Genomic DNA, 23751 nt, shown 5'->3' on the forward strand with positions numbered 1-23751 from the left:
CATGGCAGTGCCCCGCGGCCCCGCGGTCAAGAGCGCCGGGCCGATGTATCGGACTGAAAAAGATCGGCATAACATGCCCCCCTTCGGGTAGCTGCGCGCCCATGGCTCCACCACACAGAACCCCACCAAGGGGTATATCCGACCTGAGGTCCAGGACAGCCGGGCCCACTCGCCGGTCGCTGCTCGCGGGGGTCGCGGCGCTCGGCGCGCTGGGGGCGGCCGGCTGCTCGCGGGTGGCCACCGCGTCCGACGTCAAGGGGGGTGACCTGCTCGACCGGCTCCGGGCCCAGGGTGTCGCCCGGCTCGGCATCGCCGGCGAGATCCCCTTCGGGTACATCGACAAGAACGGCGAGCTGACCGGCGAGGCGCCGGAGCTGGCGAAGGTCATCTTCAAGCGGCTCGGCGTGGACCGGGTGCAGCCCGTGCCGACCGAGTTCGGCTCCCTCATCCCGGGCCTGGCGTCCCAGCAGTTCGACGTCGTGGCGGCCGGGATGTACATCAACGCCGAACGCTGCCAGCAGGTCATCTTCTCCGACCCCGACTACCAGATGCTCGACGCGTACATCGTGCGCAAGGGCAATCCGCTCGGGCTGCACAACTACCGGGACGTCGTCAAGAAGAAGGCCAAGTTCGCGACCGGCACCGGCTACGCCGAGATCGCCTACGCGGTGGAGCACGGGTACAAGGAGGACGACATCCTGATCGTCCCCGACCAGGTGGCCGGACTCAACGCCGTCGAGTCCGGGCGCGTGGACGTCTTCGCGGGCACCGCGCTGACCGTCCGTGAAGTGGTGAAGAAGTCCAGCAAGGCCGAGGCGACCGAGCCCTTCGCGCCGCTCGTCGACGGCAAACCGCACGTCGACGGCGGGGCCTTCGCCTTCCGTCCGGACGAGACCAACCTGCGGGACGCCTTCAACGTCGAGCTGCAGAAGCTCAAGAAGAGCGGCGAACTGCTGCGCATCCTCAAGCCCTTCGGTTTCACCCAGAACGAGATGACCGATCTGACCGCGAAGGAGCTCTGCGGCGGATGACCTCGGGACTGTGGGAACTCGTACTCCAGGGCGTCTGGGTCACCGTCCAGTTGCTCTTCTTCAGCTCGCTGCTGGCGGCGGCCGTCTCCTTCGTGGTCGGCATCGCGCGCACCCACCGGCTGTGGATCGTCCGCTTCCTCGCGGGCTTCTACACCGAGGTGTTCCGCGGGACCTCGGCGCTGGTGATGATCTTCTGGGTCTTCTTCGTTCTGCCCCCGGCCTTCGGCTGGCAGCTGGTGCCGATGTGGGCGGGCACGCTGGCGCTCGGCCTGACCTACGGGGCGTACGGCTCCGAGATCGTGCGCGGCGCGCTGGCCGCGGTCGACCCTGCGCAGAAGGAGGGCGGCATCGCGCTCAGCTTCACGCCCTGGCAGCGGATGAAGCTGATCCTGCTGCCGCAGGCGGTGCCGGAGATGATCCCGTCCTTCTCCAACCTGCTGATCGAACTGCTCAAGGGCACCGCCCTGGTCTCGATCATGGGCATGGGCGACCTGGCCTTCAGCGCCAACCTGGTGCGCCTGGCGCTGCAGGAGAGCGCGGAGATCTACACGTACGTGCTGCTGATCTACTTCGTGATCGCTTTCCTGCTCACGCGGGTGATGCGCGGCCTGGAGAAGAAGCTGAAGGCGGGCGTCGGGAAGGCGCCGCAGAAGAAGACGGCGGCCGTGCGCGTGCCTGAGGGAAGTGGTGTGTCGTGAAATGGGACTGGAGCGCGGTCTCCGACTTCATGCCGCACTTCTGGGACGGCCTGCTGGTCACCCTGCAGATCCTGGTGCTCGGCTCGCTGGTCTCGTTCGGCGTCGGCCTGGTGTGGGCGCTGCTGATGCGGGTGCCGACCCGCTGGGTGACCTGGCCGGTCGGTGTGGTCACCGAGTTCATCCGGAACACCCCGCTGCTGGTGCAGCTGTTCTTCCTCTTCTACGTGCTGCCCGAGTGGAACATCACCTTCTCGGCGCTCACCACCGGTGTGGTCGCCATCGGGCTGCACTACTCGACGTACACGATGCAGGTCTACCGGGCCGGCATCGAGGGGGTGCCGGTCGGTCAGTGGGAGGCCGCGACGGCGCTGAACCTGCCGCTGCGGCGGACCTGGACGGCGGTCATCCTGCCGCAGGCGATCCGCCGGGTGGCCCCCGCCCTCGGCAACTACGTGATTTCCATGCTGAAGGACACGCCGCTGCTGATGGCGATCACGGTGCTGGAGATGCTCGGCGAGGCACGGCTGTTCTCGCAGCAGAACTTCCAGTTCACCGAGCCCCTGACGGTGATCGGCGTGGCCTTCATCGTCATCTCCTACCTGGCCTCCCTTGCCCTGCGAGCCCTGGAGCGACGCCTTGCCCACTGACACCCTCCCCAACCCCGAGAAGAGCCCCGAGCGCAGCTCCGGCGAGCTGATCCGCCTGGAGCAGGTCACCAAGCGGTTCGGGGACAACACGGTCCTGGACCACCTGGACTTCTCCGTCGACGCCGGCAAGCACGTCACCCTGATCGGCCCGTCCGGTTCGGGCAAGACGACGATCCTGCGGCTGCTGATGACGCTCCTCAAGCCCGACGAGGGCACGATCACCGTGGACGGGCAGAAGCTCTTCCCGGCGACCGAGAAGGAGCGGCGCGAGGTCCGCAAGCAGATCGGGATGGTGTTCCAGCAGTTCAACCTGTTCCCGAACATGAGCGTCCTGCGCAACATCACCGAGGCACCGGTCACGGTGCTCGGGATGTCCAAGGACGAGGCGGTGGAGCGGGCCAAGGGCCTGCTCGACATGGTGGGCCTGGCCGACAAGTGCGACGCCCGGCCGGCCCAGCTCTCCGGCGGCCAGCAGCAGCGGGTGGCGATCGCCCGGGCGCTGGCGATGCGCCCGAAGGTGCTGCTGCTCGACGAGGTGACCTCGGCGCTCGACCCGGAGCTGGTCGCGGGCGTGCTCGACCTGCTGCGGGACATCGCCCGCAGCACGGACATCACCATGCTGTGCGTGACCCACGAGATGAACTTCGCCCGGGACATATCGGACCAGGTGCTGATGTTCGACTCGGGCCGGGTCATCGAGGCCGGAGCGCCGGAGAAGATCTTCAGCGAGCCGGAGCACGACCGGACGCGGGAGTTTCTCAGCGCGGTCCTGTAATTGCGCGGCGGGCCTGCCCCAACGACCGAGGTCGCGACGCTGGGGCAGGCCGTCGGCATATGCCGGTGGGCCTGCGTCGCAGATGAGGGCGCCGGAATCCGGTCAACACCCCCTCACGAGGCGCCTCTTGGCGGCTATCGTGAACGCAGGGATGCACCAGCGAGCGCAGGGGGAGACCACCGTGGCGCTGCAGCACCAGCCGACCGCGCCGCACCACTCGGCCCAGGACGCCCTGCGCGTCCTGGAGACGGTGGCGCGGCACACCTCCGGTGTCACTGACACCGAGATCGGCCGCGGGAGCGGCCTCGACCGGGAGCGGCTGACCACGCTCCTGCGCATGCTGCGCCGCGAGGGCTACGTCGAGCAGACCGCCGACGGCGTGTACGTCACCGGGGAGGTACTGGCCCGCCTCGGCTCGGCGCACGGCCGCGAGGAGGCCCTGCGCGCGAAGCTCCAGCGCACCCTGGACCGGCTGCGCGACTCGGTGGGCGCCGCCGTCTACATCAGCCGGTACGTCGACGGAGAGGTCAGCGTCACCCAGTACGCCGACAGCCCGGCCACGCCCAGGGTGAACGAGTGGGTGGACTTCCGCGTCTCGGCGCACGCCACCGCGGTGGGCAAGTCCCTGCTGACCCAGCTGGACCACGCCGGCCGCCGGGACCACCTGTCCCGGCACCGGATGGCCCGTCTGACCTCGCGCACCATCACCAGCGACAAGCTGCTGCTGTCCCGGCTGGAGTCCCAGCCGGCCACCGTGCCCGTCCTCGACCTCCAGGAGTACGCGGTGGGCACGGTCTGCGCGGCCGTGCCGATCACGGCGGGTTCCGCCGTGGGCTGCCTGGCCCTGTCGCTCCCGGTCGAGCACGCGCACCGGCTGCGCCGGGCCGCGGACGAGCTGAACCGGAGCGCGGCACCGGTACTGCTGTCCCTGGCGATCTAGGGGGTGTCCGGCGGCCGGTCCGGGGCTGGTCACGAGCACTGCTCGGGACCGGGTAGTATTTTCGTCGTCGCCGACCGCGGGAAGCGGACGGCGGGAGTCATGCGCCGCTAGCTCAGTTGGTTAGAGCAGCTGACTCTTAATCAGCGGGTCCGGGGTTCGAGTCCCTGGCGGCGCACAGCGGAAGGGCCCCCTCGCTCAGGCGAGGGGGCCCTTCGCTCGTTCGGGGCGCCCGTTCAGAAGGTGACGTCCGAGCAGGCGTAGAACGCGTTGCCCGTGTCGTGGACCGTCCACACCGCGAGGATCACGTGGTGCCCGCTCAGCCCGGACGGCAGCGTGCCGCTGTGGGAGAGCGTGGCCGGGGGCTGCTGGCCGCCGTAGGGCACCGTGAAGAACGGCGTGAGGTTGAGGTCGGACCGGGCCAGGTTGTGGTTCTGGTTCCAGCCCGGCTTGGTGACGTAGTACTTGAAGTCGGTCGTGGCGTGCCGGGCGGTGAACTGCCAGCGGAAGGTGTAGCTCTGTCCGCCGTTCACCTTGGTGGTCGGCCACGCCTGGCCGTTCGGCTGCTTGGGGCTGTCGAGCGCGGCGAACGACCCGTGGCCCGCGGAGCAGATGCTCCCGTCGGCCGGCCCGGAGGCCGGGAAGCCCTTGGGTCCCTCGACGCTCTGCGGCTCCCACTGGATGGCGCCGCAGCCGCCGACCGTGCCGTTCTGGCACACCTTCTGCCGACTGACGGGCAGGTCGGTGTAGCCGTGACCGCTGGCGCCGCCGGACGAGAGGACGAGGGCTCCGGTGGTCGCCATGCCCAGCGCGGCCGCGTACAACTTGGTCCTTGTGCGCATACTGCTGCTCCCTGTGACGTGTGGGGAAGTTCAGTGAGCCGTGCAGGTCTAGACCAAGTTCAGATTATTGCCGGTAGTTGAACATGTCCATACCAAAGGCGGAACCCGCTGCCCGCCCTCGCCGGGCAGTCGGACGGGTCAGGCCCCCGTGTCCCGCCGCCCCGCGCAGAACGCCACCGTCAGGTCCTTCACCAGCACCTTGCGCTCGTAGTCGTCCAGTTCGACCAGCCCGCGCATGGTCAGCCGGGTCACCGTGTCCTCCACCGAGTCCACGACCGAGGTGAGCACGCTCGCCCGCTGCGCCGCGTCCAGTGCGGCGATCCGGCGCCGGTGCATCGCGGCGGCGACCTCGGGGGCGTACTCCACCCGGACCGGCCGCACCGAGAACACCTCCAGGCCGACCGGCGCCGCGTCCGCCGCCACCAGCCGGGTCAGCGTGTCGCCGGCCACGTCCGCCGAACTGCGGACCGTGCCGAGCGGCTCCACCGGGACCCGGGCCAGCGCCGCCTCGACGCACTCGCGCAGATACGTCTCGTGGTCCTCGACGCCCAGCGTGGCCTTCGCGGTGTCCCGCACCCGCCAGACCACCAGCGTCACCGTCCTGAGCGCGACTCCGTTGCCGTCCGCCGCGGGCATCGGCTCGCTGCGCCAGTGCCGCAGCCGCACGTCCACCCGGCGGCGCAGCAGCAGCGGGTTCACCCACATCAGGCCGGTGCGGCGCACCGTCCCCCGGTAGCGGCCGAACAGACCGAGCACCCAGGCCCGTCCGGTCCGGCCCCGGGCGAGGCCGCCGAACCCGACCATCCCGAGCGCCCCCGCCGCCGCGTACGCCGCCCACTGCGCGGGTCCGAGCCCAGCGCCCGCGGACGCCGGCAGCCCCAGCGCCTGGGCCGCGAGCGGCGGCACCAGACCGGCCCACCAGGAGGTGGCCGCGCACCCGGCCGCCCCGCACAGACCCGCGGCCACGCCCGCGGCGCCGGGCAGCACCCGGGCCGGACGCTCCGTCAGCTCCGGGTCGATCCGGGGCACGGGACGCGGTCGCGCGGCGACGGGTCGCCGGGTGCCCGGCCGTTCGACCGACCGCTCCCCGAGCCCCTGGCGCCGCGCGACGACCGCGGGCCGCACCGGCGCCGGGTCGGGGTCGTCGCGGAACAGCAGATGGACCGGGATCTCGGTGGTGGCCTCGTTGTGGATGAGCCGGGCGGGCCGCTGACCGGTCGCCGCCGCGGCGTCGGGCCCCTCCGGCACCGGGGCCGGAACCGTGCTCTGCGGCTCCGGGGACGATGTCGTGGATGTCGTGTTCGTACTCATGCGTGCTCCAGCCTCCGCGCCAGACGCGTCATGAACGGGTGATCACCCCGGTGCGGTCAGGAGAAGAGCCGCCGCCAGGTCTCCGGGCCCGGGAGGCCGTCCGCCGCTCCGCCGCGCCAGCCCTGGGCGCGCTGGAAGTCCCGGACACCCCGCCGGTCCGCCTCGCCCCAGCGCGGACCCGGCCCCTTCGTGTAGTGCGTGCCGAACCCCTTGTTCACCAGCTGCCTGCCGAGCCGGGTGACGTACGGGTTGTCCGCGCCCGGCCCGAACATCGCCCGGCCGGGATATCCGGCCACCCCGTGGGAGGCGGGACCCGCGGCCCCGGGCACCGCCTCCCCGGCACTCGCCGTGCCCGCCTTGCCCGCCGTGACCCCCTTGTAGCGGTACGGCAGGTACTTGGCCGAGTTGCTCCAGTAGGCGTAGGGCGTGTCGAGCTTGCGGGTGTGCGGCGGGGTCTGTTCGTACGCCGTGTAGGCGGTGTGCGTGCCGTCCGTCCAGCCGCCGAAGATCACCACGTGGGAGCCCTCCTGGGGGTCGGACGCGTTGTGGAAGAGCAGGATGTCGCCGGGCTGGAGCTCCTCCTTGGTGATGCGGTCGGCGACGGTGGCGAGGCTTCCGGTCCATTCGTTGGCGGGCAGCTTCCAGGCCATCGACACGAAGCCCGAGCAGTCCTGCCGGTAACCGTCGGACCAGTAGGCGGTCATGCTGTACGGGACCTTCGCGTCCACCCAGGTCCCGGCCCGGTCGATGATCTCCGTACGGGTGATGCCGGCCAGTTCCGCACCGGCGGGGGGCGCCGCGGGCCGGCCCGTCGCGCCGTGCAGCGGAGCCCGGGGCCCCTGGGGGGTGCCGGGCTCGTCACCAGCGGGAACGCCCGGCCGATGGGGGGCGTGGGCGGCTGCGGGGAGCGCCGCCGCCGGCCCCGCGCCGAGGGCGGACACGGCGGTCGCGGAAGCGGCGGCGGCAGCCACGGCCAGCGCGCGGTACGCCGCCGGATGGGCGAGCGACCGGCCCGCCGGGGCGTGCGGCAGAACGCGCCGCCAGTGACGGCAGCCGGCGCAGTCGCAGTCGCTCGCGGGCTCGATCTCCTCGAATACGGGAGTCTCCATGCGATTCCCCTCACACTCCCGGTACGGATGTCCGCGGCGGTGCACTTCGGTACATGTCGGTCAGTTTCTCAACTGTCCACATCACTCGCATGTTGACGGTCCGAATGATGTACCCGGCCGCTGCGGCCGGCGGGCGGGGCCGCGGACGGTGGTCCGGAGCACCGGTCGGCATCCGGTAGAGTTGTGCAGGTCAGCAGGCGCCGCTAGCTCAGTTGGTTAGAGCAGCTGACTCTTAATCAGCGGGTCCGGGGTTCGAGTCCCTGGCGGCGCACCGACGGCCGAAGGCCCCCCGTATCACACGGGGGGCCTTCGGCGTATCCGGCGCCGGGACGTCTTGCGATCATGACGAACGCCGTAGAACTCTGGTCCGGTTGCGGGGCCGGGCGCCGAGGCGATGCCGAGGGGGACCCTGCAACCGGGGGCCGACATTCCATGTCTATATAAGGTGTGCATGCCGTGGTGACAGTGACCCACCACTGACACGTCCGTGACGGTCGAGGGGGACCGGAGCAGGCGAAGGAAGCGACGAAACACGCATGACCCGCGTGTGGGGGGAATGACTCATGACGTCGACGCCGACGGGCGCCGGGCCAGACCACGACCCGTCCCAGACCACCCAGCTCAGGGTGCCCGGGCACCGGAACTGGAACACCGGTTCGTTCCGCCGGATAAAGAAGACGCTGCCGAAGTACGACTACGAGCACTACAGCCGCCTCGCGGGCCCCCTCACCCAGCCCGACCCGGACAAGCCGTACCGGGTGCAGTACCGCTCGCTGATCTCGCAGGAGCCGCACCGCATCCGGGTCGCCCTGATGCTGGCCGCCGCGCCGCTGCTGTCGGTGGTGCTGCTGGTCTGGCTGCTCCAGCCGGAGCACTGGACGGAGCGCGACTACGTCGCCTTCGACTGGCTGCCCGCGCTCGACATCGTGATGCTCGTCGCGATCGGGCTGATCGAGTTGTTCCGCTGTCTGAACGTGCTGTCGAACGCGCACGCCACCCTGGTCGCCCGCGACCCGGTCCCGGTGGTGCCCGAGACCGGAACCAGGGTCGCCTTCCTCACCTCCTTCGTGCCCGGCAAGGAGCCGCTGGAGATGGTGACGAAGACCCTGGAGGCGGCCGTGAAGATCCGCCACCGCGGTCTGATGCACGTCTGGCTCCTCGACGAGGGCGACGACCCGGAGGTGAAGGAGGTGTGCGCGCGCCTGGGCGTGCACCACTTCTCCCGCAAGGGCGTCGCCAAGTGGAACCGGAAGAAGGGCCCGCACCGCGCCAAGACCAAGCACGGCAACTACAACGCCTGGCTGGAGGCGCACGGCGACGACTACGACTTCTTCGCCTCCGTCGACACCGACCACGTGCCGCTGCCCAACTACCTGGAGCGGATGCTCGGCTTCTTCCGCGACCCGGACGTCGGCTTCGTCATCGGCCCGCAGGTCTACGGCAACTACGACAACCCGATCACCAAGGCCGCCGAGTCGCAGCAGTTCCTCTTCCACGCGCTGATCCAGCGCGCCGGCAACCGCTACGGCGGACCGATGTTCGTGGGCACCTCCAACGCGGTGCGCATCAGGGCGCTCAAGCAGATCGGCGGCCTGTACGACTCGATCACCGAGGACATGGCGACCGGCTTCGAGATGCACCGCCACAGGAACCCGGCCACCGGCCGCAAGTGGCGCTCGGTCTACACCCCGGACGTGCTCGCGGTCGGCGAGGGACCGAACGCCTGGACGGACTTCTTCACCCAGCAGATGCGCTGGTCCCGGGGGACGTACGAGACGATCCTCAAGCAGTACTGGAAGGGCTGGTACTCGCTGCCGCCGAGCAAGCTCTTCAACTACACGATGATGATCATCTTCTACCCGATGTCGGCCCTGAACTGGATCCTGGCGGCGCTGAGCTGCTGCCTGTTCCTGGGCCTGGGCGCGTCCGGCGTCAATATCGACCCGGCGGTCTGGCTGATGCTCTACGGCAACGCCTCCGCGCTCCAGATCGGCCTGTACGTCTGGAACCGCCGCCACAACGTCTCGCCGCACGAGCCGGAGGGCTCCGGCGGCGTGGCCGGCATGATCATGTCCGCGCTGTCGGCGCCGCTGTACGCGAAGGCGCTCATCGACTCCGTGCTGCGCCGCAAGAGCAAGTTCGTGGTGACGCCGAAGGGCGACTCGGCCAGCCCGGACACCCTGTTCGGCACCTTCCGGTACCACTGGTACTTCATCGTGATCTTCGCCGGCTCGATCGCCGCCGGCTTCGCCCTCGGCCACTCGCACCCCGCGATGATCATCTGGGCGACCTTCGCGCTGCTGATCACCGCGTCGCCGATGTTCGCCTGGCGCCACGAGCTGAGGAAGGCGAAGAAGCGACCGCCGGTCGCTGCGGCGGAACCCGCACCGCGGGTCCCGCCGCAGCAGCCGCACGGACGACACGCGGCACACGCACCGCAGCAGAGGCCCAACTGGGCCGCCCCCGCCGACGGGGGCGACGACCAGACCATGCAGATCGCCCTTGGTGGACTTGGGGGACGTAAGGAATGAAAGACCGTGCCGGCCGCCGCCGCGCCCGTCGCTTCGCGATAGGTACGGCGGTGGTAGTAGCGCTGGCCGGGATGAACGGGCCGTGGCTCTACCGCTTCGGGACCGAGAAATACCACCAGTACAAGATCAACAAGCCGGAGTACAAAGCCGCCAACGGCAAGTGGGAGATCATCGAGTTTCCCGAGAAGTACCGGCAGAACACCATCCACGCGGCACTGCTGCGCACCGGCAAGGTGCTGATGGTCGCCGGGTCCGGCAACAACCAGGACAACTCCGACGACAAGCAGTACGACACCCGGATCTGGGACCCCGTCAAGGGCACCGTCAAGAAGGTGCCGACGCCCACCGACCTGTTCTGCACCGGGCACACGCAGCTCGCCAACGGGAACCTGCTGATCGCGGGCGGCACCAAGCGGTACGAGAAGCTCAAGGGCGACGTCACCAAGGCCGGCGGCCTGATGGTCGTCCACAACGAGAACCCGGACAAGCCGATCACCCTTCCGGCGGGCACCAGGTTCACCGGCAGGGAGAACGGCAAGACCTTCGTCTCCAAGGACCCCGTGCTGGTGCCGCGCGCGAAGAAGGTCTTCGACCCGGCGACCGGCGCGTTCGTGCGCAACGACCCGGGCCTCGGCCGGATCTACGTCGAGGCGCAGCGAAGCGGCAGCAAGTACGAGACGGGCACGGAGGACAACTACCGCGTCCAGGGCCTGTCGGGTGCCGACGCCCGCAACACGTACGGCATCGCGCAGAAGCTCGCCCTCGACAAGAAGGACTTCCAGGGCATCCGGGACGCCTTCGAGTTCGACCCGGTCGCCGAGAAGTACATCAAGGTCGACCCGATGCACGAGGCCCGCTGGTACCCGACGCTCACCACCCTGGGCGACGGCAAGATCCTCAGCGTCTCCGGCCTCGACGACATAGGCCAGCTGGTCCCGGGCAAGAACGAGGTCTACGACCCGGAGACCAGGAAGTGGACCTACACCGACAAGGTCCGCCAGTTCCCGACGTACCCGGCGCTGTTCCTGATGCAGAACGGCAAGGTCTTCTACTCGGGCGCGAACGCCGGCTACGGCCCCGACGACGTGGGCCGCACCCCGGGCGTCTGGGACGTGGAGACCAACAAGTTCAGCAAGGTCCCCGGCATGAGCGACGCGAACATGCTGGAGACGGCGAACACGGTGCTGCTGCCGCCGGCGCAGGACGAGAAGTACATGGTGATCGGCGGCGGAGGGGTCGGCGAGTCCAAGCTCTCCAGCGAGAAGACCCGGATCGCCGACCTCAAGGCGGACGACCCGAAGTTCGTGGACGGGCCGTCACTGGAGAAGGGCACGCGCTATCCGCAGGCCTCGATCCTGCCCGACGACAGCGTGCTGGTCTCCGGCGGCTCTCAGGACTACCGGGGCCGCGGCGACTCCAACATCCTCCAGGCGCGGCTGTACCACCCGGACACGAACTCGTTCGAACGGGTCGCCGACCCGCTGGTGGGCCGCAACTACCACTCCGGGTCGATCCTGCTGCCCGACGGGCGTCTGATGTTCTTCGGCTCGGACTCGCTCTACGCCGACAAGGCCAACACCAAGCCGGGCAAGTTCGAGCAACGCGTGGAGATCTACACGCCGCCGTACCTGTACCGGGACTCGCGGCCGGACCTGTCCGGCGGCCCGCAGACCATCGCGCGCGGTGAGTCGGGGACGTTCACTTCGCGTGCGGCGGCGACGGTCAAGAAGGTGCGGTTGATCCGGCCGAGCGCGTCCACGCATGTCACCGACGTGGATCAGCGGTCCATCGCGTTGGACTTCAAGGCGGACGGGGACAAGCTGACGGTGACGGTGCCCACTGGTAAGAACCTGGTTCAGTCGGGGTGGTACATGATGTTCGTGACGGACGGGGAGGGGACGCCGAGTAAGGCGCAGTGGGTGCGAGTGCCGTAGCGCTGCGCTGCTCGGCCGTTGTTCACCTGCGGGTTCGTCGTGGCTGGTCGCGCAGTTCCCCGCGCCCCTTCGGGGCGCAGGGACCACGCGTCACCCAGTGCCCTCGGCCAAGCTCAAGGCGTACTCGGGGTACCACTCCCCCGCCTTGGGTCCGCCCTTGCACTCGCCGTCCGACTCCCCGGGGCGCTTGACCCAGAGGTAGGCGTCGACCAGGGGGTCGGCGGTCTTCGTCGTCGGGGTTTCGCCGAGGGACCGGCCCGGGGGGTTGCACCAGCGTTCGTCGGGGGCGCCCTCGGTGTAGGGGCCGTTGCCGTTGCGGCTGGTGTCGATGACGAAGTGTTTGCCGCCCACCTTGGCGGAGAGCTGCTTGCCGTAGGCGATGGAGTCCTCGGTGGTGTAGAAGTTCGACACGTTGACCGAGAAGCCGTCGGCCTGGTCGATGCCGGCCCGCTTCAGGGGGTCGAAGATCTGGTCGGGGTGGCCCCAGCCGGCGTTGCCCGCGTCCAGGTACACCTTGGTGTTCTTCAGGGCGCCGAGCTTGGCGACCGCGCCCTTGAGGAGGTCGTAGCGCTCCTCGTGGAACTCCTGCGGGGTGCAGCCGTCGACGAGGTGGAGTACCGCGTCCGGTTCCAGCACGACGGTGGCGGCGCGGTCGCCGATGCCCTTGGCCACGCCGTCGACGAAGGAGCGGTAGGCGTTGCCGTCGGCGGCGCCGCCGCCCGAGTACTGGCCGCAGTCGCGGTGCGGGATGTTGTAGAGGACGAGCAGCGCGGTGCGGCCGGCCTCGTCGGCGGCCTCGGTGAAGCCGCGGGCCTGCTCCTCGGGGTTCTCCGGGCTGATCCACTCGCCGGTCGGCTGCTGGGCGATCTTGCGGATCTGTTCGGCCTGGTCCTTCTTGCCGTCCTCGGTGAGGGACGCGACCTGCTGTGCCGCGGTGCCGTCGGGGTTGACCCAGAACGGGTCGGCCTCCTTGGGCTGTTGCGTGATCCCGGCGCCCGCGCCCTTGTCGTCCCCGTCGCCGGACGAGGAGCAGCCCGCGAGCAGCAGGGCCGCCGCTCCGAGTGCCGCCGCCGACGCAGCCCGCCTCCTGGACGTGATTCCGGCCGGCTTGCTGCCGTACATCCAACCCCCCTGGGTGCACTGTTCCGAGGCTCAATCCTGACATACGCGGCCTGGACCCATGCGGTTCCCGGGACGGGGGCCGGACGCTGTGCTAGGAGCCGGTTCCGGTCAGGTAGGCGGAGACGACGACGTTGGCCGTGTAGCTGTCGGTGGTGTGGTCGAAGGTGCCGCCGCAGGTGACGAGGCGGAGTTCGGCGCGTTCCGTCTCGCGGGGTCCGTAGGCCTGCTGGGCGTCGAAGCCGTCGCGGGTGAGGACCTGGACGTCGTCGACGGTGAACTCGGCGACCTCGTCGTCGGCGCGGGCCACCCGGATCGTCTCGCCGGGTTCCAGGGTGCTCAGCTCGTAGAAGACGGCGGGCCGGGTCTCGGTGTCGACGTGGCCGACCATCAGGGCGGTGCCGGCCGCTCCGGGGGTGACGCCGGCCGCGTACCAGCCGACGGTGCCGGGCTGGTCGAAGGGCGGGGGCTCGATGGCGCCCTTGGCGTCGAGGCCGCGGGCCACGACGGGGGCGTCGATGCCGAGTTCGGGGACGTCGAGCCGCTGCGGGCGGGCGTCGCCGAGCGGTGCGTGGGCCGGGGGCAGGGGGACGTCGGGGGGCCGGCCGGCCGCCGCCATGTCGCCGGTGGCCGGCCGTGATATGCCCTCGCGCACGTCGGTGGCCTCGCGACCCCACAGCCACAGCCCGAGGAGCAGCACCGCCCAGGCGATGCCGGTCACCAGGCGGCCGCCGGGGGCGACGGTCGGTGCGGTGTCCCGCGCGTGCTGTTCGGACATGGTCAGTCCGTCCCGCGGCTCCGGCTGCGGACGCTGCGCAGCGCCACGGCGACGGCGGCGATGCCCGCGAGCACCAGGCCGGTCACGGTGTGCGCCGTGCCCGGAGGCGCGGAGCGGGCCTGCTCCGCGCTGTCGGCGGCCAGCCGCGCGGTGCCGCCGCCGCCCGCGTCCACCGGGGCGACGGGCGAGGCGGGTGCGGACGGCCGGGTGTCCTGGCGCCGGTTCTCCGCGACGGTGAGGGTGCCCTTGCGGGCGCGGTCGCCGCACTTGACCTGTACGGCGTACGCACCGGCCCGCACGGTGGTGCGCACCCGGCTGGAGCCGACGAGGACGCCGTCGCCCGCCGCCAGGCTGAGCCGTACGTCCGTATCGAACGCCGCGGACACGGCGACGGCCGTCTTCTCGGTGCAGTCGGGCACGCGGAGTGTGACGTCGGTGCCGGGGGCGGGCGAGGACGGTGTCACGGAGACACCCCCGCCGTCCGCCGCGTAGGCGTGGGCCGCCGGTGCGCACAGCACGGTGGCCAGCGCGGCTCCGGCACAGAGCGTGACTTTCAGTGAGCCCATCGTGTACCTCCAGTTACCTGGAGGCTGCCCCGCGGGACCCGTCACCGCATCCTGCGCGGGGGTGGCGCTACTCCGATCGGGTCATGCGGAGAACTTCCGCGTTTCAGACCCGTTCCACGAGGTCCGCGATGGAGTCGACCACCTGGGACGGGCGGTACGGGAAGTTCTCGACCTGCTCGGGCCGGGTGAGGCCGGTGAGCACGAGGAAGGTCTGCATCCCGGCCTCCATCCCGGCCAGCACGTCGGTGTCCATGCGGTCGCCGATCATCGCGCTGGTCTCGGAGTGGGCGCCGATCGCGTTGAGCCCGGTGCGCATCATCAGCGGGTTGGGCTTGCCGGCGAAGTACGGCTGCTTGCCGGTCGCCTTGGTGATCAGGGCGGCCACCGCGCCGGTCGCCGGGAGCGGTCCCTCGGCGGAGGGGCCGGTCTCGTCGGGGTTGGTGCAGATGAAGCGGGCGCCCGCGTTGATCAGGCGTACCGCCTTCGTCATGGCCTCGAAGGAGTAGGTGCGGGTCTCGCCGAGGACCACGTAGTCGGGGTCGTGGTCGGTGAGGATGTAGCCGATGTCGTGCAGGGCCGTGGTCAGGCCGGCCTCGCCGATGACGTACGCCGAGCCGCCGGGCCGCTGGTCGTCCAGGAACTTGGCGGTGGCGAGCGCCGAGGTCCAGATGGACTCGATCGGCACCTCCAGGCCCATGCGGCGCAGCCGGGCGTGCAGGTCGCGCGGGGTGTAGATCGAGTTGTTGGTGAGGACCAGGAAGGGCTTGCCGGATTCGCGGAGCCTCTTGATGAAGGCGTCGGCGCCGGGGATCGGCACGCCTTCGTGGATGAGGACCCCGTCCATGTCGGTGAGCCACGACTCGATGGGCTTGCGGTCTGCCATGTGCTCGGTCTCCTGCCTGGGCGGTCCTGCGTGCGCCCCAGCCTAGACAGAGCACGTCACTCTGCGGCCACCGCGGGTGGCATCTCCGGCACGCACGCCTCAACACGCAGCAAAGAAAGGGGGATTGCGCGCCCGACGTTGACCAGGAACCTTGCTGGCCGCGAGCGGCCCAGACAGTATAGTGACCACCATGACACCTCGTCACTCTGCGTCACGGCGAGATCACTGTCCGGGCTGCGGGGTGAGCCTCGAGCTCCGAAAAAGCGGGAGCAGAATGAACACGATCCTCCGCATCCCTCATCCGGTCGAGGGCAGTGTGGACATCCTCGCCGACGAGAAGGACGTCGTGATCAAAGCGCATTGGCCGTTCGACCTCCAGGCCGATGAATGGGTGGACATCACCGGCCGTTTCCGGCAGGAGGACCTGACCCGCCTCGCCACCTTGGTCATCGCGCATTCCGGACCGCACTCCATCGAGTCGGAACACGATCACCTCACCCTGGAACGCGATGGGGAGAGATTCTCGTTCGACCTGTCCAGAGGCGGAGTCATGCCCAGGCGTTTAATTCTTGATTTCCCGCTCGAACACCTCCAGGCACTCAGCGCGGCAACCCCTCAAGGCGATGCATAGATGAACGACACCTACAACTCGGACAGGTACTTCCGGGAAGCGCTCATGGCGGCAACCGGATTCCGCGAGTACGACGTGCGCTGGGTCATCGAACCGACCGGTGACGGTACCCCCGTCGGCCTGAACTACGTGGGTGTCCGCACCCTCGGACTCCACCTCGGCAGGTTCCTCGCCGACCGGCTCGACGCCGGCCGGCGCATCGTGGTGGGCCACGACTTCCGGAGTTACTCCGAGAACGTGAAGAACGCGTTGGTGGTCGGGCTGCTCCAGTCCGGTATGGACGTCGTGGACATCGGTCTCACCACCACCCCCGGCGCCTATCACGCACAGTTCGCACGGGACATTCCCTGCGTGGCCATGGTGACGGCCAGCCACAACGAGAACGGCTGGACCGGGGTCAAGATAGGGCACCGGAAGGCATCCACGTTCGGCCCCGCCGAAATGCGTGATTTCGCGTCCTACACGCTCGAGGGCCGGGCCGAGGACACGAAGAACTCTCACGCCGGCTCCTACACGTTCGACGCGGATGCCCGCGACCACTACATCGACAGCCTGGTCGAGTCCTGGACCGAGCGGTTCCGGGGATTGCCGCGCATCAAGGTCGCGGTGGAGACCGGGAACGGAACGGCCGGCCTCTTCGCCCCGCAGGTCCTCGAGAAGCTGGGCTTCGAGATCGTCCCGGGGAATGTGGAGCCGGACTGGACGTTCCCCCATTTCAACCCGAACCCCGAGAGCGTTCCCTTCCTTCGTTCGGTGGAGTCCCTGGTCGCCGGGAGCGGAGCCGACGTCGGGCTCTGCTTCGACGGAGACGGTGACCGGCTGGGCGTCATCGACGACCGGGGGAACCTCGTCTTCGCGGACCGGGTGGGGCTCGTCATCGCGAAGTTCCTCGAAGAGCGGGGCTCGTCGGGTCCCTTCGTCATCGACGTCAAGTCGACCTCTCTCTACGAGTCCGAACTGAACAGCGACGTGGTCTGGGCGAAGACGGGCCACTCCTACGTCAAGGCCAAGGTCGCCGAGGTCGGAGCCGTGGCGGGGTTCGAAAGGAGCGGGCACTTCTTCTTCAGCGAACCCCTCGGCCACGGCTACGACGACGCCTGTGTGGCCGCCCTCGCCCTGCTGTGGATGCTGTGCAGCGCGAAGGCCACGGCCGAGGACGGGAGCCTGTCGCACAAGCTGGCGGCGCTCCCGAGGTCCTTCTCGTCCCCCAACCGCCAGCCCTACGCGTCGGACGAGACGAAGTACACCGTGGTCGACAAGCTGGCCGCGTACTTCGAGCAGCGGGAGAGCCTCGCCGGCAAGCGCATCACGAACATCAGGCGGATCAACGGAATCCGTCTCGAACTGGAAGACCGCAGCTGGCTTCTGATCAGGGCCTCGTCCAACTCGCCCAATCTGGTGATCATCGCGGAGGCGTTCGACCACGACGGCACGGTGCTCAAGCTCATCGACGCGGAAGTCAGGGCCGCCGTCTCGGAAACGGGCGTCGACATCGGCCGGTTCGACTCCCTGGCGGAGTACTAGTGGCCGCTCCGGTCGACTCGGCCGCAGCACTCCACGCGTCCCCCGCGGAACGTCCGCATGTCGTCTTCGACCTCGGAGGCACGTGGTTCCGCTGCGGTGTGAGGCGGCCGGACGGCGTCCTGGAGCAAGTGACCCGGCAGCCCGCCGTGAACTACCTGAGTCACCCGCGACTTTCCCAACCGGAGTTGCGGGAGGGCCTCGTGGGGTACGTCCTCACGCAGACGCAGCGCCTGGCGCCCCAGGCTTCCGGTCGTTCTCCGCGGGTCAGCATCTCGATGGGGGCCGCCCTCAACGGCCACACCGGCGTCATTCTCAACGCGGGGCCCCTCTGGGGGCCGGACTCCCAGCCGTTCGACCTGCTCGGCGCCCTTGTCGCGCGACGCGGGGACGTCACCTGGTTCGTCACCAACGACGTCACCGCGCTGGCGACGTACTTCGCGCATCAGCCGAAGTACCAGAAGGCCGCGAAGATCTCCGTGGTGACGGTGAGCACGGGAATCGCGTGCCGGACCATCGAGACGGCCACCCGTACGGTGCCCCTGCACCCGCTCCAGGGGATACAGGGAGAGATCGGGCACGTGCCGGTCGACTTCCACGCCGCCGGTGATCCGATGCGATTACGCTGCGACTGCGGAGCCGTCGCCCACCTGAACGCGTACAGCTCGGGGCGTGGCATACCGCAGGTGATGGCCCGCCTGGGGCACGCCTTCGGTGAGCCGGACTGGCTGGATCCGGCTCTGCTCCACGAGCCCGCGGTCTGGGCGCGGGTGCTGCGACGCGGCCTGGACGAGCGGAAGCCGGCTGCGCGACGGCTGCTCGACGCGGTGGTGAAGCCGCTCGCCCGGTCGGTCATCTCCCTGCTGACCGTCGACCCGGAAGTGGCGCGGATCGTCATCACCGGGGGCGTTCCCCGAGCCCTCGGCCGCCACTACCCGGACGCGATGCTCCGTAACCTGACGGAGCTGGGGCTGTATCTGGTCTCCGGCGACGATCCTTCCTACTTCGCCGACACCGTCGCCTTCGCGGATTCCGAGGCCGACGCCGGGCTCCAGGGAGCGGCACTCGCAGCGGATGCGTCCGTCACCGGCTCACCGGGCGGCCCCCCACCGGACGCGCCCGTTCTGCTCGCGCACCGCAGTCGCCGGATGGAGGAGGTCCGCCGGACGGCCTACGCGGTCACGGTTACGGATTCCGGCGCATCGAAAGTGCTGGTCGACAGCCTGGTGGCCATGGGATCCGGGCTCCATCCCGTAGTCGTCGTCGACGCGGCGGTGGCCGGGACCCACGGGCCCGTGCTGGTATCGGCACTCGAACAAGCCGGCTTTCGCCCCGTGCTGAAAAGCGTCGAGGCCGGCGAGGAACTGAAGAGTTGGTCGTCCCTCGCCGCCATCCTGGAAGTCTTCGAGAGCGTCGGCGTCTCCCGGAAGCAGCATCCCGTCGTGGCGGTGGGGGGCGGGGCGCTCCTGGATGCGGTGGGCCTGGCAGCCGGCCTCTACCGGCGAGGCGTGCCCTACCTCCGTGTCCCCACCTCCCTCGTCGGGCTGATCGACGCGGGGGTCGGAGCGAAGGTGGCCATCAACGCCTTCGGACACAAGAACCGCCTGGGCCTTTTCTATCCTCCGACGGCCGTGGTCCTGGACGTCGCCTTTCTGCAGACGCTTCCTCACCCCTACATGGTCAGCGGCATCGCGGAGGCGATCAAAATAGCGGTGGTGGAGGACCCTGACCTCTACCGGCTGCTGGAGGCCCACTCCGGCCGGCTGTCCGACCCGGATTTCTACCGTACGGAACACGGTGTGGAGTTGGTCGCACGGGCGGCGGACTCGACGATGTCCTCGTTGGCCGGGAATCTCTGGGAAGCCGATCTGGAGCGGCCGCTGGACTTCGGTCACAGCGTGAGCCCGATGATCGAGGTGGCCACTCGGGGCGGCACGACCCACGGGGAGGCGGTCGCGATCGACATGGCGTTGTCGTTGGAGATCGGTCGGCGGCGAGGCGTCACGGCGCCCCGGCTCGCCGACCGCGTCATCGACTTGATACGACGCGTGGGGCTTCCCACGCACAGCGGGAGTGTCTCTGCCGCCCAGCTCTTCGACCACCTCGGCGAGACGGCGGGACACCGGGGAGGCGACCAGCGCTTTCCCCTGATTCACCGGCTCGGCCGCCACCCGGTGTTCGTCAGCGACGTCACGGCCGGCGAGCTGGCCGGAGCCTGGTCGCGTCTCTCGTCCGAGTGGGGACCCACATGACGGGCCGGCGACTGCGGCGGGTCGTCGTGGTTCCCGGCGGAGGCGGAGTCGTCCTCGCACCCCACCGTCTCGCGGGCGAGGATGCCGGCTCGCTGGTCCTCGCCCCGGACTTCGTGGGCATCTGCGGGACGGATCTCGACATCGTCGCAGGCAGGCGGGGCGACAGAGCCGCCGTACTGGGACACGAGGCCGTGGTCCGGATCGTCTCCGGCCGGCCGTCCGACGGTCCCGGGACGACGTTCGGCGCTCGCTGCCTCGTCAACCCCGTCAACGTCGAGGATCAGGACCGGATCATCGGGCACAGCGAGGAGGGCATGCTTCAGGAAGCGGTGCGGATTCCGGCATCCGCCGCCTGGGACGGGCTGCTGGTCCCGGTCCGCCCCGGCCTCGAACCCCTTTTGGCCGTGCTCTCCGAGCCGCTGGGTGTGGCGGTCTACGGCATCGGGCTGCTCGCCCGTTCACGACTGCCCGAGCGGCTTCTCGTCGTCGGGGCCGGGCCCATGGGCCTGCTCACCGCGGTGGCGGCCCGACTCCTCGGTGTGCCGGAGATCGCCCTGGCCGACCGTTCCGACCGCAGGATCCGGTACGCGACGGAGAACGGGCTCGTGGCGGATCACCTCGCGTGGTCCGCGGCGTCGGGTCGGCTGAAAAGGGACTTCACCCCCGATGCCGTGGCCCTGTGCGTGGGCCGGGAGCACCGGCGGGGCGCGCTCGACGAGGCCGTCCGGGTGGCGGCGTCCGGTGCCCGGATCGACCTCGTCACGGGCTTCCCGCCCGGGGAGACCCGGCCGGCGCTCCCCGGAGTGGATCTGCACGGCATACGCCGGGCCAACGTATGCGGTCGGCCCTCGCCGGGCCGTGTCGCGCCGGTGACCACGACCGGCGGCAAACCGCTCGGTCTCACGGGGCACCGCGGCACGTCCCGGGGGCATCTGGAAGACGCGATGAAGCTGCTCGTGGATCATCCGTCGGTCTTTCGGAAGATCATCACCGACGTCGTGCCACTCGACGAGGCTCCTCGTCTCGTCCGTGCTCTGGTGCTCGCTCGCGGCGACGCGGCCACGGCGCCCTACCGCAAGGCGGTCGTGTCCGTGAACGCCTGACGCGGGTTTCCTGCGGTCAGGGTCAGCGATGACGCAGTGAGCGCCAGGTCAGGAAGAGAACGCCGCGGAGGAAGGTGACGCCGCTCACCAGGGCCGCGAACAGCAGACTCGTCGCGAAGTTGCCCGCCCAGGTGTCGCCGTACGGGATGGAGGACGTGAGCACTCCCGACTGCAGCAGCAGGAAGAGACCGGCGCCGAGTGCGAGCACACCGGCGACGCTGACGACGGTCCGCACGCGCCTCTTGCGTTCCTGGGCGTCGTGGAAGTGGTGGATGGCGTTGGAGTGGCTGCGCGCCCCCACGACCAGCGACTCGATGAGGTCGGCGACGTTGGACGAGGCGAGGAACATGGTCGAGACGATCCACAGGCCGAGTCCTTCGGTCTTCACCAACAGCACGGGGTGGCGGCGGTCTTCCGTGTAGAGCAGCGGGAGCCAGCCCCTCGACCAGCTCCGGAAAGCGCCCGTGTACATCTTGGTCGGGTGCAGTTCCTCGATCGACCGCGGACTGGTCGAACCTGGCGGGAACCAGGACGTGTCGAGGGGATGGGGGTAGGCGGAGTTGATGGTGCCGGGGATGCCCTGGAGGAGCGGATGTCCCCGCAGAGCGGCGTTCGTCCGGACGGTGGAGCTGTAGACGTAGGTCTCGCCCTGTGTGACGACGAGCTGACCCGGGAAGAGGACGTCGTAGGCCTGCTGGGCTGGACGCCAGCGTTTGGGCTGGTTCTCCATGATGACCACGCCGCCCCGGCGGACGTACTGGAAGAAGTGGTCGTCGTAGAAGGCGAGGATGTCCCGGGCGCGGTCGGACGCGTACATCACCGCCCCGTCGAGCACACACCAGTTGAATATGACGACGTCGAACTCGTACACGTTGAAGAAGCGACGGCTCTCCATGTTCGCCAGCAGGCTGACGAGTTTGCACTCGACGCCGGCCACTGCCGAGAGCTGCTCCTCCCAGAAGCACCTCCTGCGTCTGGCGGGGTCCAGGTCGTCGACGATGACGGCCACCTTCATCCGCTGTGCCCCCTCTCCGTCCCGTCCAGGTATTCCGTGAACATGTCCAGATCCCCCACGGACAGGGCCCGATCACTCTCCACCCGGGCCGCGGGCTGCTTGCGCCGGCAGAGGATGCCGACGGCCGATTCGACCAGTGCGAGCGGCGTCTGGATGTCGGACCGGTAGGAGTCGCCCACGGCGACGACGAAGAAGTCACCACGAGGCGTGCTCAGGTCCTCCGCAATACCCGAGAACACCAGGTCGTAGAATCCTTCCGACGGTTTGTCCGTCGGATCGCCGATGAAGGACTTCGCGTAACGGATGCCGTGATCCTTGAGGTTCACCATCCGCCGGCGCTTGTCGTGACGTGACGCACGCGGGTCATAACTGAACCCCCCGTCGGCTTTCGGCCGGTAGCGGGCGTCGCTGGATGTCATGAGATACACCGGCGCCCGGCGGGTTTCCAGTTTCTGGAGCATGCGCACCGCGTCGGGATAGACGAGGGGATGCTTCAGCATGTGGTCCCAGTATTGGTCCACGGCCAGCCGCAGCCGTTCCGGATCGAGTGGAACTCCGCAGTCCTCGGCGGCGATGTGCAGCAGGATCTCCCGGCTGAAGAGCCGGGTGGTACCCCACTTTTCGGAGATCTCCCGCTGGGATTCCCGGACGCGCTCCTCCAGTTCCCTGAGGGGGCGCAGTTTCTCGTCGTCGACCGGTCTCTGCTGATGGAGCAGGAGGAGTTCGTCGAAGACCGTGCGGAAACGGCGCGACACGGACGAGGCGCGGTCCGGACCCATGAAGGCCGTCAGCCCGGACGTCAGGGACTCGGCTGCTCGATGGTGCATGGACTGCGTGTCCGTGAGCGTGTCGTCCACGTCGAACAGCCACACGACGGGCAGGTCCGACTGCGGAAGAGCGGACCGCATCCACTGTGTGACGTCTTCCGGGGTCATCGGCTGTCTCCTCGGGCGGTGCGGTCTTGGTCTATAGCGGGTCCCTGCGTCCGGCGCCGTCGGGCCCGGCGGCCGTGACGGCGGCGCCTATCGCCCCGGTCAGCGACCCGTGTGCGGCCCGACGGACGCGTACGCGCCGTGCGGGCGCCGGAAAGGAGCGCCGGGACACTCCCGCCTGCACCGGCTCCGTGAGCGACGGTCCGAGGTCTGCCACTCCCCCGCCGAGGACGACCAGCTCGGGATTGAGCACGTTGACGACGCCGGAGATCGAGATGACGAGAGCCCGCACCGCCTCGTCGAGGGCGCGCCGGGCCGAGGGGTCCTCCTGCCGCAGGGACTCCGCCAGGTTCACGGCGCCTGGTGCGGTGTCCCCTCCGCCGTCGTCGCCGGAGTGCGCATCCGCCCTCAACTCCAGGTAGCGGGAAGTGATGGCCGTACCCGAGGCGTAGGCGTTGAGACACCCCGTTGCTCCGCACGCGCACGTACGGCCCGTGGCATCGACGGTCGTGTGCCCGATCTGGCCGGCCGTCCCGTCGGGGCCTCTCATCGGTACACCGTGGAGCAACACGGCGCCTCCCACTCCGGTGCCGAGCGTGAGGCAGACGAGGCAGTTCGGGCGTTGCCGCTCCGGAAGGCCGGCCAGATGTCCGAGGGCCGCCATGGTCGCGTCATTGTCGACGACGACGGGAATGTTCAGTCGGGGCTCGAGACAGGACCCGAAGTCCACGTTTCGCCAAGCGGGAAGAATAATGGAATCGCGAAAGGTCCGGTCGGGCGCGATCAGTCCGGGAAGGCCGACTCCGACGGCGTCGAGTGAGGCACGTGTACGACCGGTCGTTCTCAGCAGCCCGTCGGTCAGCGACACCAAGTGATCGGCGCATTGACGCGGAGACCCGGAGCGGTTCGTGGGTTCGGTCACCGTCGCCAGTACTTTTCCGTTGCCGGACAGGAGAACTGCGGCGGTCTTCGTGCCCCCCACGTCGATTCCCACGGTCAACCGCTCGGCCACGCTTTCCTCCCGCGGAAGCACTGGGGCGCCAAGAATAGCCACACGGGAGCGGCCTCGGATAGGCCGCGACCGGCAACCGGCGGGAAACGGAGTCAAGTTGCCGGCGCGTGATCGTTTACGGCTG

21 protein-coding genes and 2 tRNA genes are annotated in these 23751 nt (G+C 69.5%); 13 read left to right on the top strand and 10 right to left on the bottom strand.

Going from position 1 to position 23751, the window contains the following annotated elements; translation table 11 throughout:
- Window positions 1–101: 101 nt before the first annotated feature.
- The 6 genes from ehuB (at window position 102) to ACZ56V_RS07945 (ending at window position 4266) form a co-directional block, all read left to right on the top strand.
- Entirely contained in the window at window positions 102–1031 is a 930-nt protein-coding gene (ehuB, locus tag ACZ56V_RS07920; protein WP_398910626.1) for an ectoine/hydroxyectoine ABC transporter substrate-binding protein EhuB, read from the top strand.
- A complete protein-coding gene (gene ehuC, locus ACZ56V_RS07925) occupies window positions 1028–1729 on the top strand; it encodes an ectoine/hydroxyectoine ABC transporter permease subunit EhuC (RefSeq protein WP_398910625.1) in 702 nt (233 codons plus the stop codon). Before ehuB ends, ehuC begins: the two co-directional genes overlap by 4 nt.
- Window positions 1726–2376 (top strand): ectoine/hydroxyectoine ABC transporter permease subunit EhuD, encoded by a 651-nt coding sequence (gene ehuD, locus ACZ56V_RS07930; RefSeq protein WP_356361414.1) that lies wholly within the window; start codon window positions 1726–1728, stop codon window positions 2374–2376. Before ehuC ends, ehuD begins: the two co-directional genes overlap by 4 nt.
- On the top strand, window positions 2366–3151 hold the full coding sequence (gene ehuA / locus ACZ56V_RS07935; protein WP_059300561.1) for an ectoine/hydroxyectoine ABC transporter ATP-binding protein EhuA: 786 nt from the start codon (window positions 2366–2368) through the stop codon (window positions 3149–3151). Before ehuD ends, ehuA begins: the two co-directional genes overlap by 11 nt.
- 181 nt (window positions 3152–3332) lie before the next feature.
- Window positions 3333–4091 (top strand): IclR family transcriptional regulator, encoded by a 759-nt coding sequence (locus ACZ56V_RS07940; protein ID WP_468940479.1) that lies wholly within the window; start codon window positions 3333–3335, stop codon window positions 4089–4091.
- 101 nt (window positions 4092–4192) lie between these two features.
- Window positions 4193–4266 (top strand) — tRNA-Lys (locus tag ACZ56V_RS07945).
- Between the two features lie 58 nt (window positions 4267–4324).
- Here the strand turns inward: ACZ56V_RS07945 and ACZ56V_RS07950 are convergent.
- The 3 genes from ACZ56V_RS07950 to ACZ56V_RS07960 form a co-directional block, all read right to left on the bottom strand.
- The gene (locus tag ACZ56V_RS07950; RefSeq protein WP_398910621.1) at window positions 4325–4930 is read right to left on the bottom strand and encodes a lytic polysaccharide monooxygenase auxiliary activity family 9 protein; all 606 of its coding nucleotides are present in this window, start codon (window positions 4928–4930) and stop codon (window positions 4325–4327) included.
- Between the two features lie 138 nt (window positions 4931–5068).
- A complete protein-coding gene (locus ACZ56V_RS07955) occupies window positions 5069–6241 on the bottom strand; it encodes an SPFH domain-containing protein (protein WP_468940187.1) in 1173 nt (390 codons plus the stop codon).
- 56 nt (window positions 6242–6297) lie between these two features.
- A complete protein-coding gene (locus tag ACZ56V_RS07960) occupies window positions 6298–7350 on the bottom strand; it encodes a peptidoglycan-binding protein (protein WP_468940190.1) in 1053 nt (350 codons plus the stop codon).
- 197 nt (window positions 7351–7547) lie between these two features.
- Between ACZ56V_RS07960 and ACZ56V_RS07965 the strand changes: the two genes are divergently transcribed.
- The 3 genes from ACZ56V_RS07965 (at window position 7548) to glxA (ending at window position 11815) form a co-directional block, all read left to right on the top strand.
- A tRNA-Lys gene (locus tag ACZ56V_RS07965) sits at window positions 7548–7621 on the top strand.
- 292 nt (window positions 7622–7913) lie between these two features.
- On the top strand, window positions 7914–9881 hold the full coding sequence (locus tag ACZ56V_RS07970; RefSeq protein WP_468940192.1) for a glycosyltransferase family 2 protein: 1968 nt from the start codon (window positions 7914–7916) through the stop codon (window positions 9879–9881).
- Window positions 9878–11815: a radical copper oxidase GlxA gene (gene glxA / locus ACZ56V_RS07975; RefSeq protein WP_398910614.1), complete on the top strand. Its 1938-nt coding sequence runs from the start codon at window positions 9878–9880 to the stop codon at window positions 11813–11815. Before ACZ56V_RS07970 ends, glxA begins: the two co-directional genes overlap by 4 nt.
- 90 nt (window positions 11816–11905) lie before the next feature.
- On the opposite strand, the gene ACZ56V_RS07980 is transcribed toward glxA, so the two are convergent.
- The 4 genes from ACZ56V_RS07980 to ACZ56V_RS07995 form a co-directional block, all read right to left on the bottom strand.
- Entirely contained in the window at window positions 11906–12937 is a 1032-nt protein-coding gene (locus ACZ56V_RS07980; RefSeq protein ID WP_398910612.1) for a glycoside hydrolase family 6 protein, read from the bottom strand.
- Window positions 12938–13028: 91 nt separating this feature from the next.
- Entirely contained in the window at window positions 13029–13712 is a 684-nt protein-coding gene (locus ACZ56V_RS07985; RefSeq protein ID WP_468940196.1) for a class F sortase, read from the bottom strand.
- Between the two features lie 2 nt (window positions 13713–13714).
- Window positions 13715–14278, bottom strand: a complete 564-nt coding sequence (locus tag ACZ56V_RS07990; RefSeq protein WP_467378304.1) for a hypothetical protein — start codon at window positions 14276–14278, stop codon at window positions 13715–13717.
- A 103-nt stretch (window positions 14279–14381) separates the two neighbouring features.
- Complete coding sequence (locus tag ACZ56V_RS07995) at window positions 14382–15161, bottom strand: HAD-IIA family hydrolase (protein WP_104634851.1); 780 nt, start codon at window positions 15159–15161, stop codon at window positions 14382–14384.
- Between the two features lie 274 nt (window positions 15162–15435).
- On the opposite strand from ACZ56V_RS07995, the gene ACZ56V_RS08000 reads away from it, so the two are divergent.
- From ACZ56V_RS08000 to ACZ56V_RS08015, 4 genes are read left to right on the top strand one after another with little or no spacing between them, the layout of a single operon-like run.
- On the top strand, window positions 15436–15792 hold the full coding sequence (locus ACZ56V_RS08000) for a hypothetical protein (protein ID WP_356361434.1): 357 nt from the start codon (window positions 15436–15438) through the stop codon (window positions 15790–15792).
- Window positions 15793–17316, top strand: coding sequence for a phosphohexomutase domain-containing protein (locus ACZ56V_RS08005; RefSeq protein ID WP_468940201.1), 1524 nt, complete (start codon window positions 15793–15795; stop codon window positions 17314–17316). It abuts the gene before it with no gap.
- Entirely contained in the window at window positions 17316–19565 is a 2250-nt protein-coding gene (locus ACZ56V_RS08010; RefSeq protein WP_468940204.1) for an ROK family protein, read from the top strand. The genes ACZ56V_RS08005 and ACZ56V_RS08010 overlap by 1 nt, the downstream gene beginning before the upstream one ends.
- On the top strand, window positions 19562–20668 hold the full coding sequence (locus tag ACZ56V_RS08015; RefSeq protein WP_468940207.1) for a hypothetical protein: 1107 nt from the start codon (window positions 19562–19564) through the stop codon (window positions 20666–20668). Before ACZ56V_RS08010 ends, ACZ56V_RS08015 begins: the two co-directional genes overlap by 4 nt.
- Before the next feature lie 22 nt (window positions 20669–20690).
- Here ACZ56V_RS08015 and ACZ56V_RS08020 read toward each other — a convergent pair whose 3' ends face one another.
- The 3 genes from ACZ56V_RS08020 to ACZ56V_RS08030 form a co-directional block, all read right to left on the bottom strand.
- A complete protein-coding gene (locus tag ACZ56V_RS08020) occupies window positions 20691–21683 on the bottom strand; it encodes a hypothetical protein (RefSeq protein ID WP_398910602.1) in 993 nt (330 codons plus the stop codon).
- Entirely contained in the window at window positions 21680–22555 is an 876-nt protein-coding gene (locus tag ACZ56V_RS08025; RefSeq protein ID WP_467378313.1) for an HAD family hydrolase, read from the bottom strand. Before ACZ56V_RS08025 ends, ACZ56V_RS08020 begins: the two co-directional genes overlap by 4 nt.
- 94 nt (window positions 22556–22649) lie before the next feature.
- Window positions 22650–23669, bottom strand: a complete 1020-nt coding sequence (locus ACZ56V_RS08030) for an ROK family protein (protein WP_468940210.1) — start codon at window positions 23667–23669, stop codon at window positions 22650–22652.
- Window positions 23670–23751 lie beyond the last annotated feature (82 nt).

The sequence above is a fragment of the Streptomyces sp. NPDC034099 genome (genome assembly GCF_055575415.1).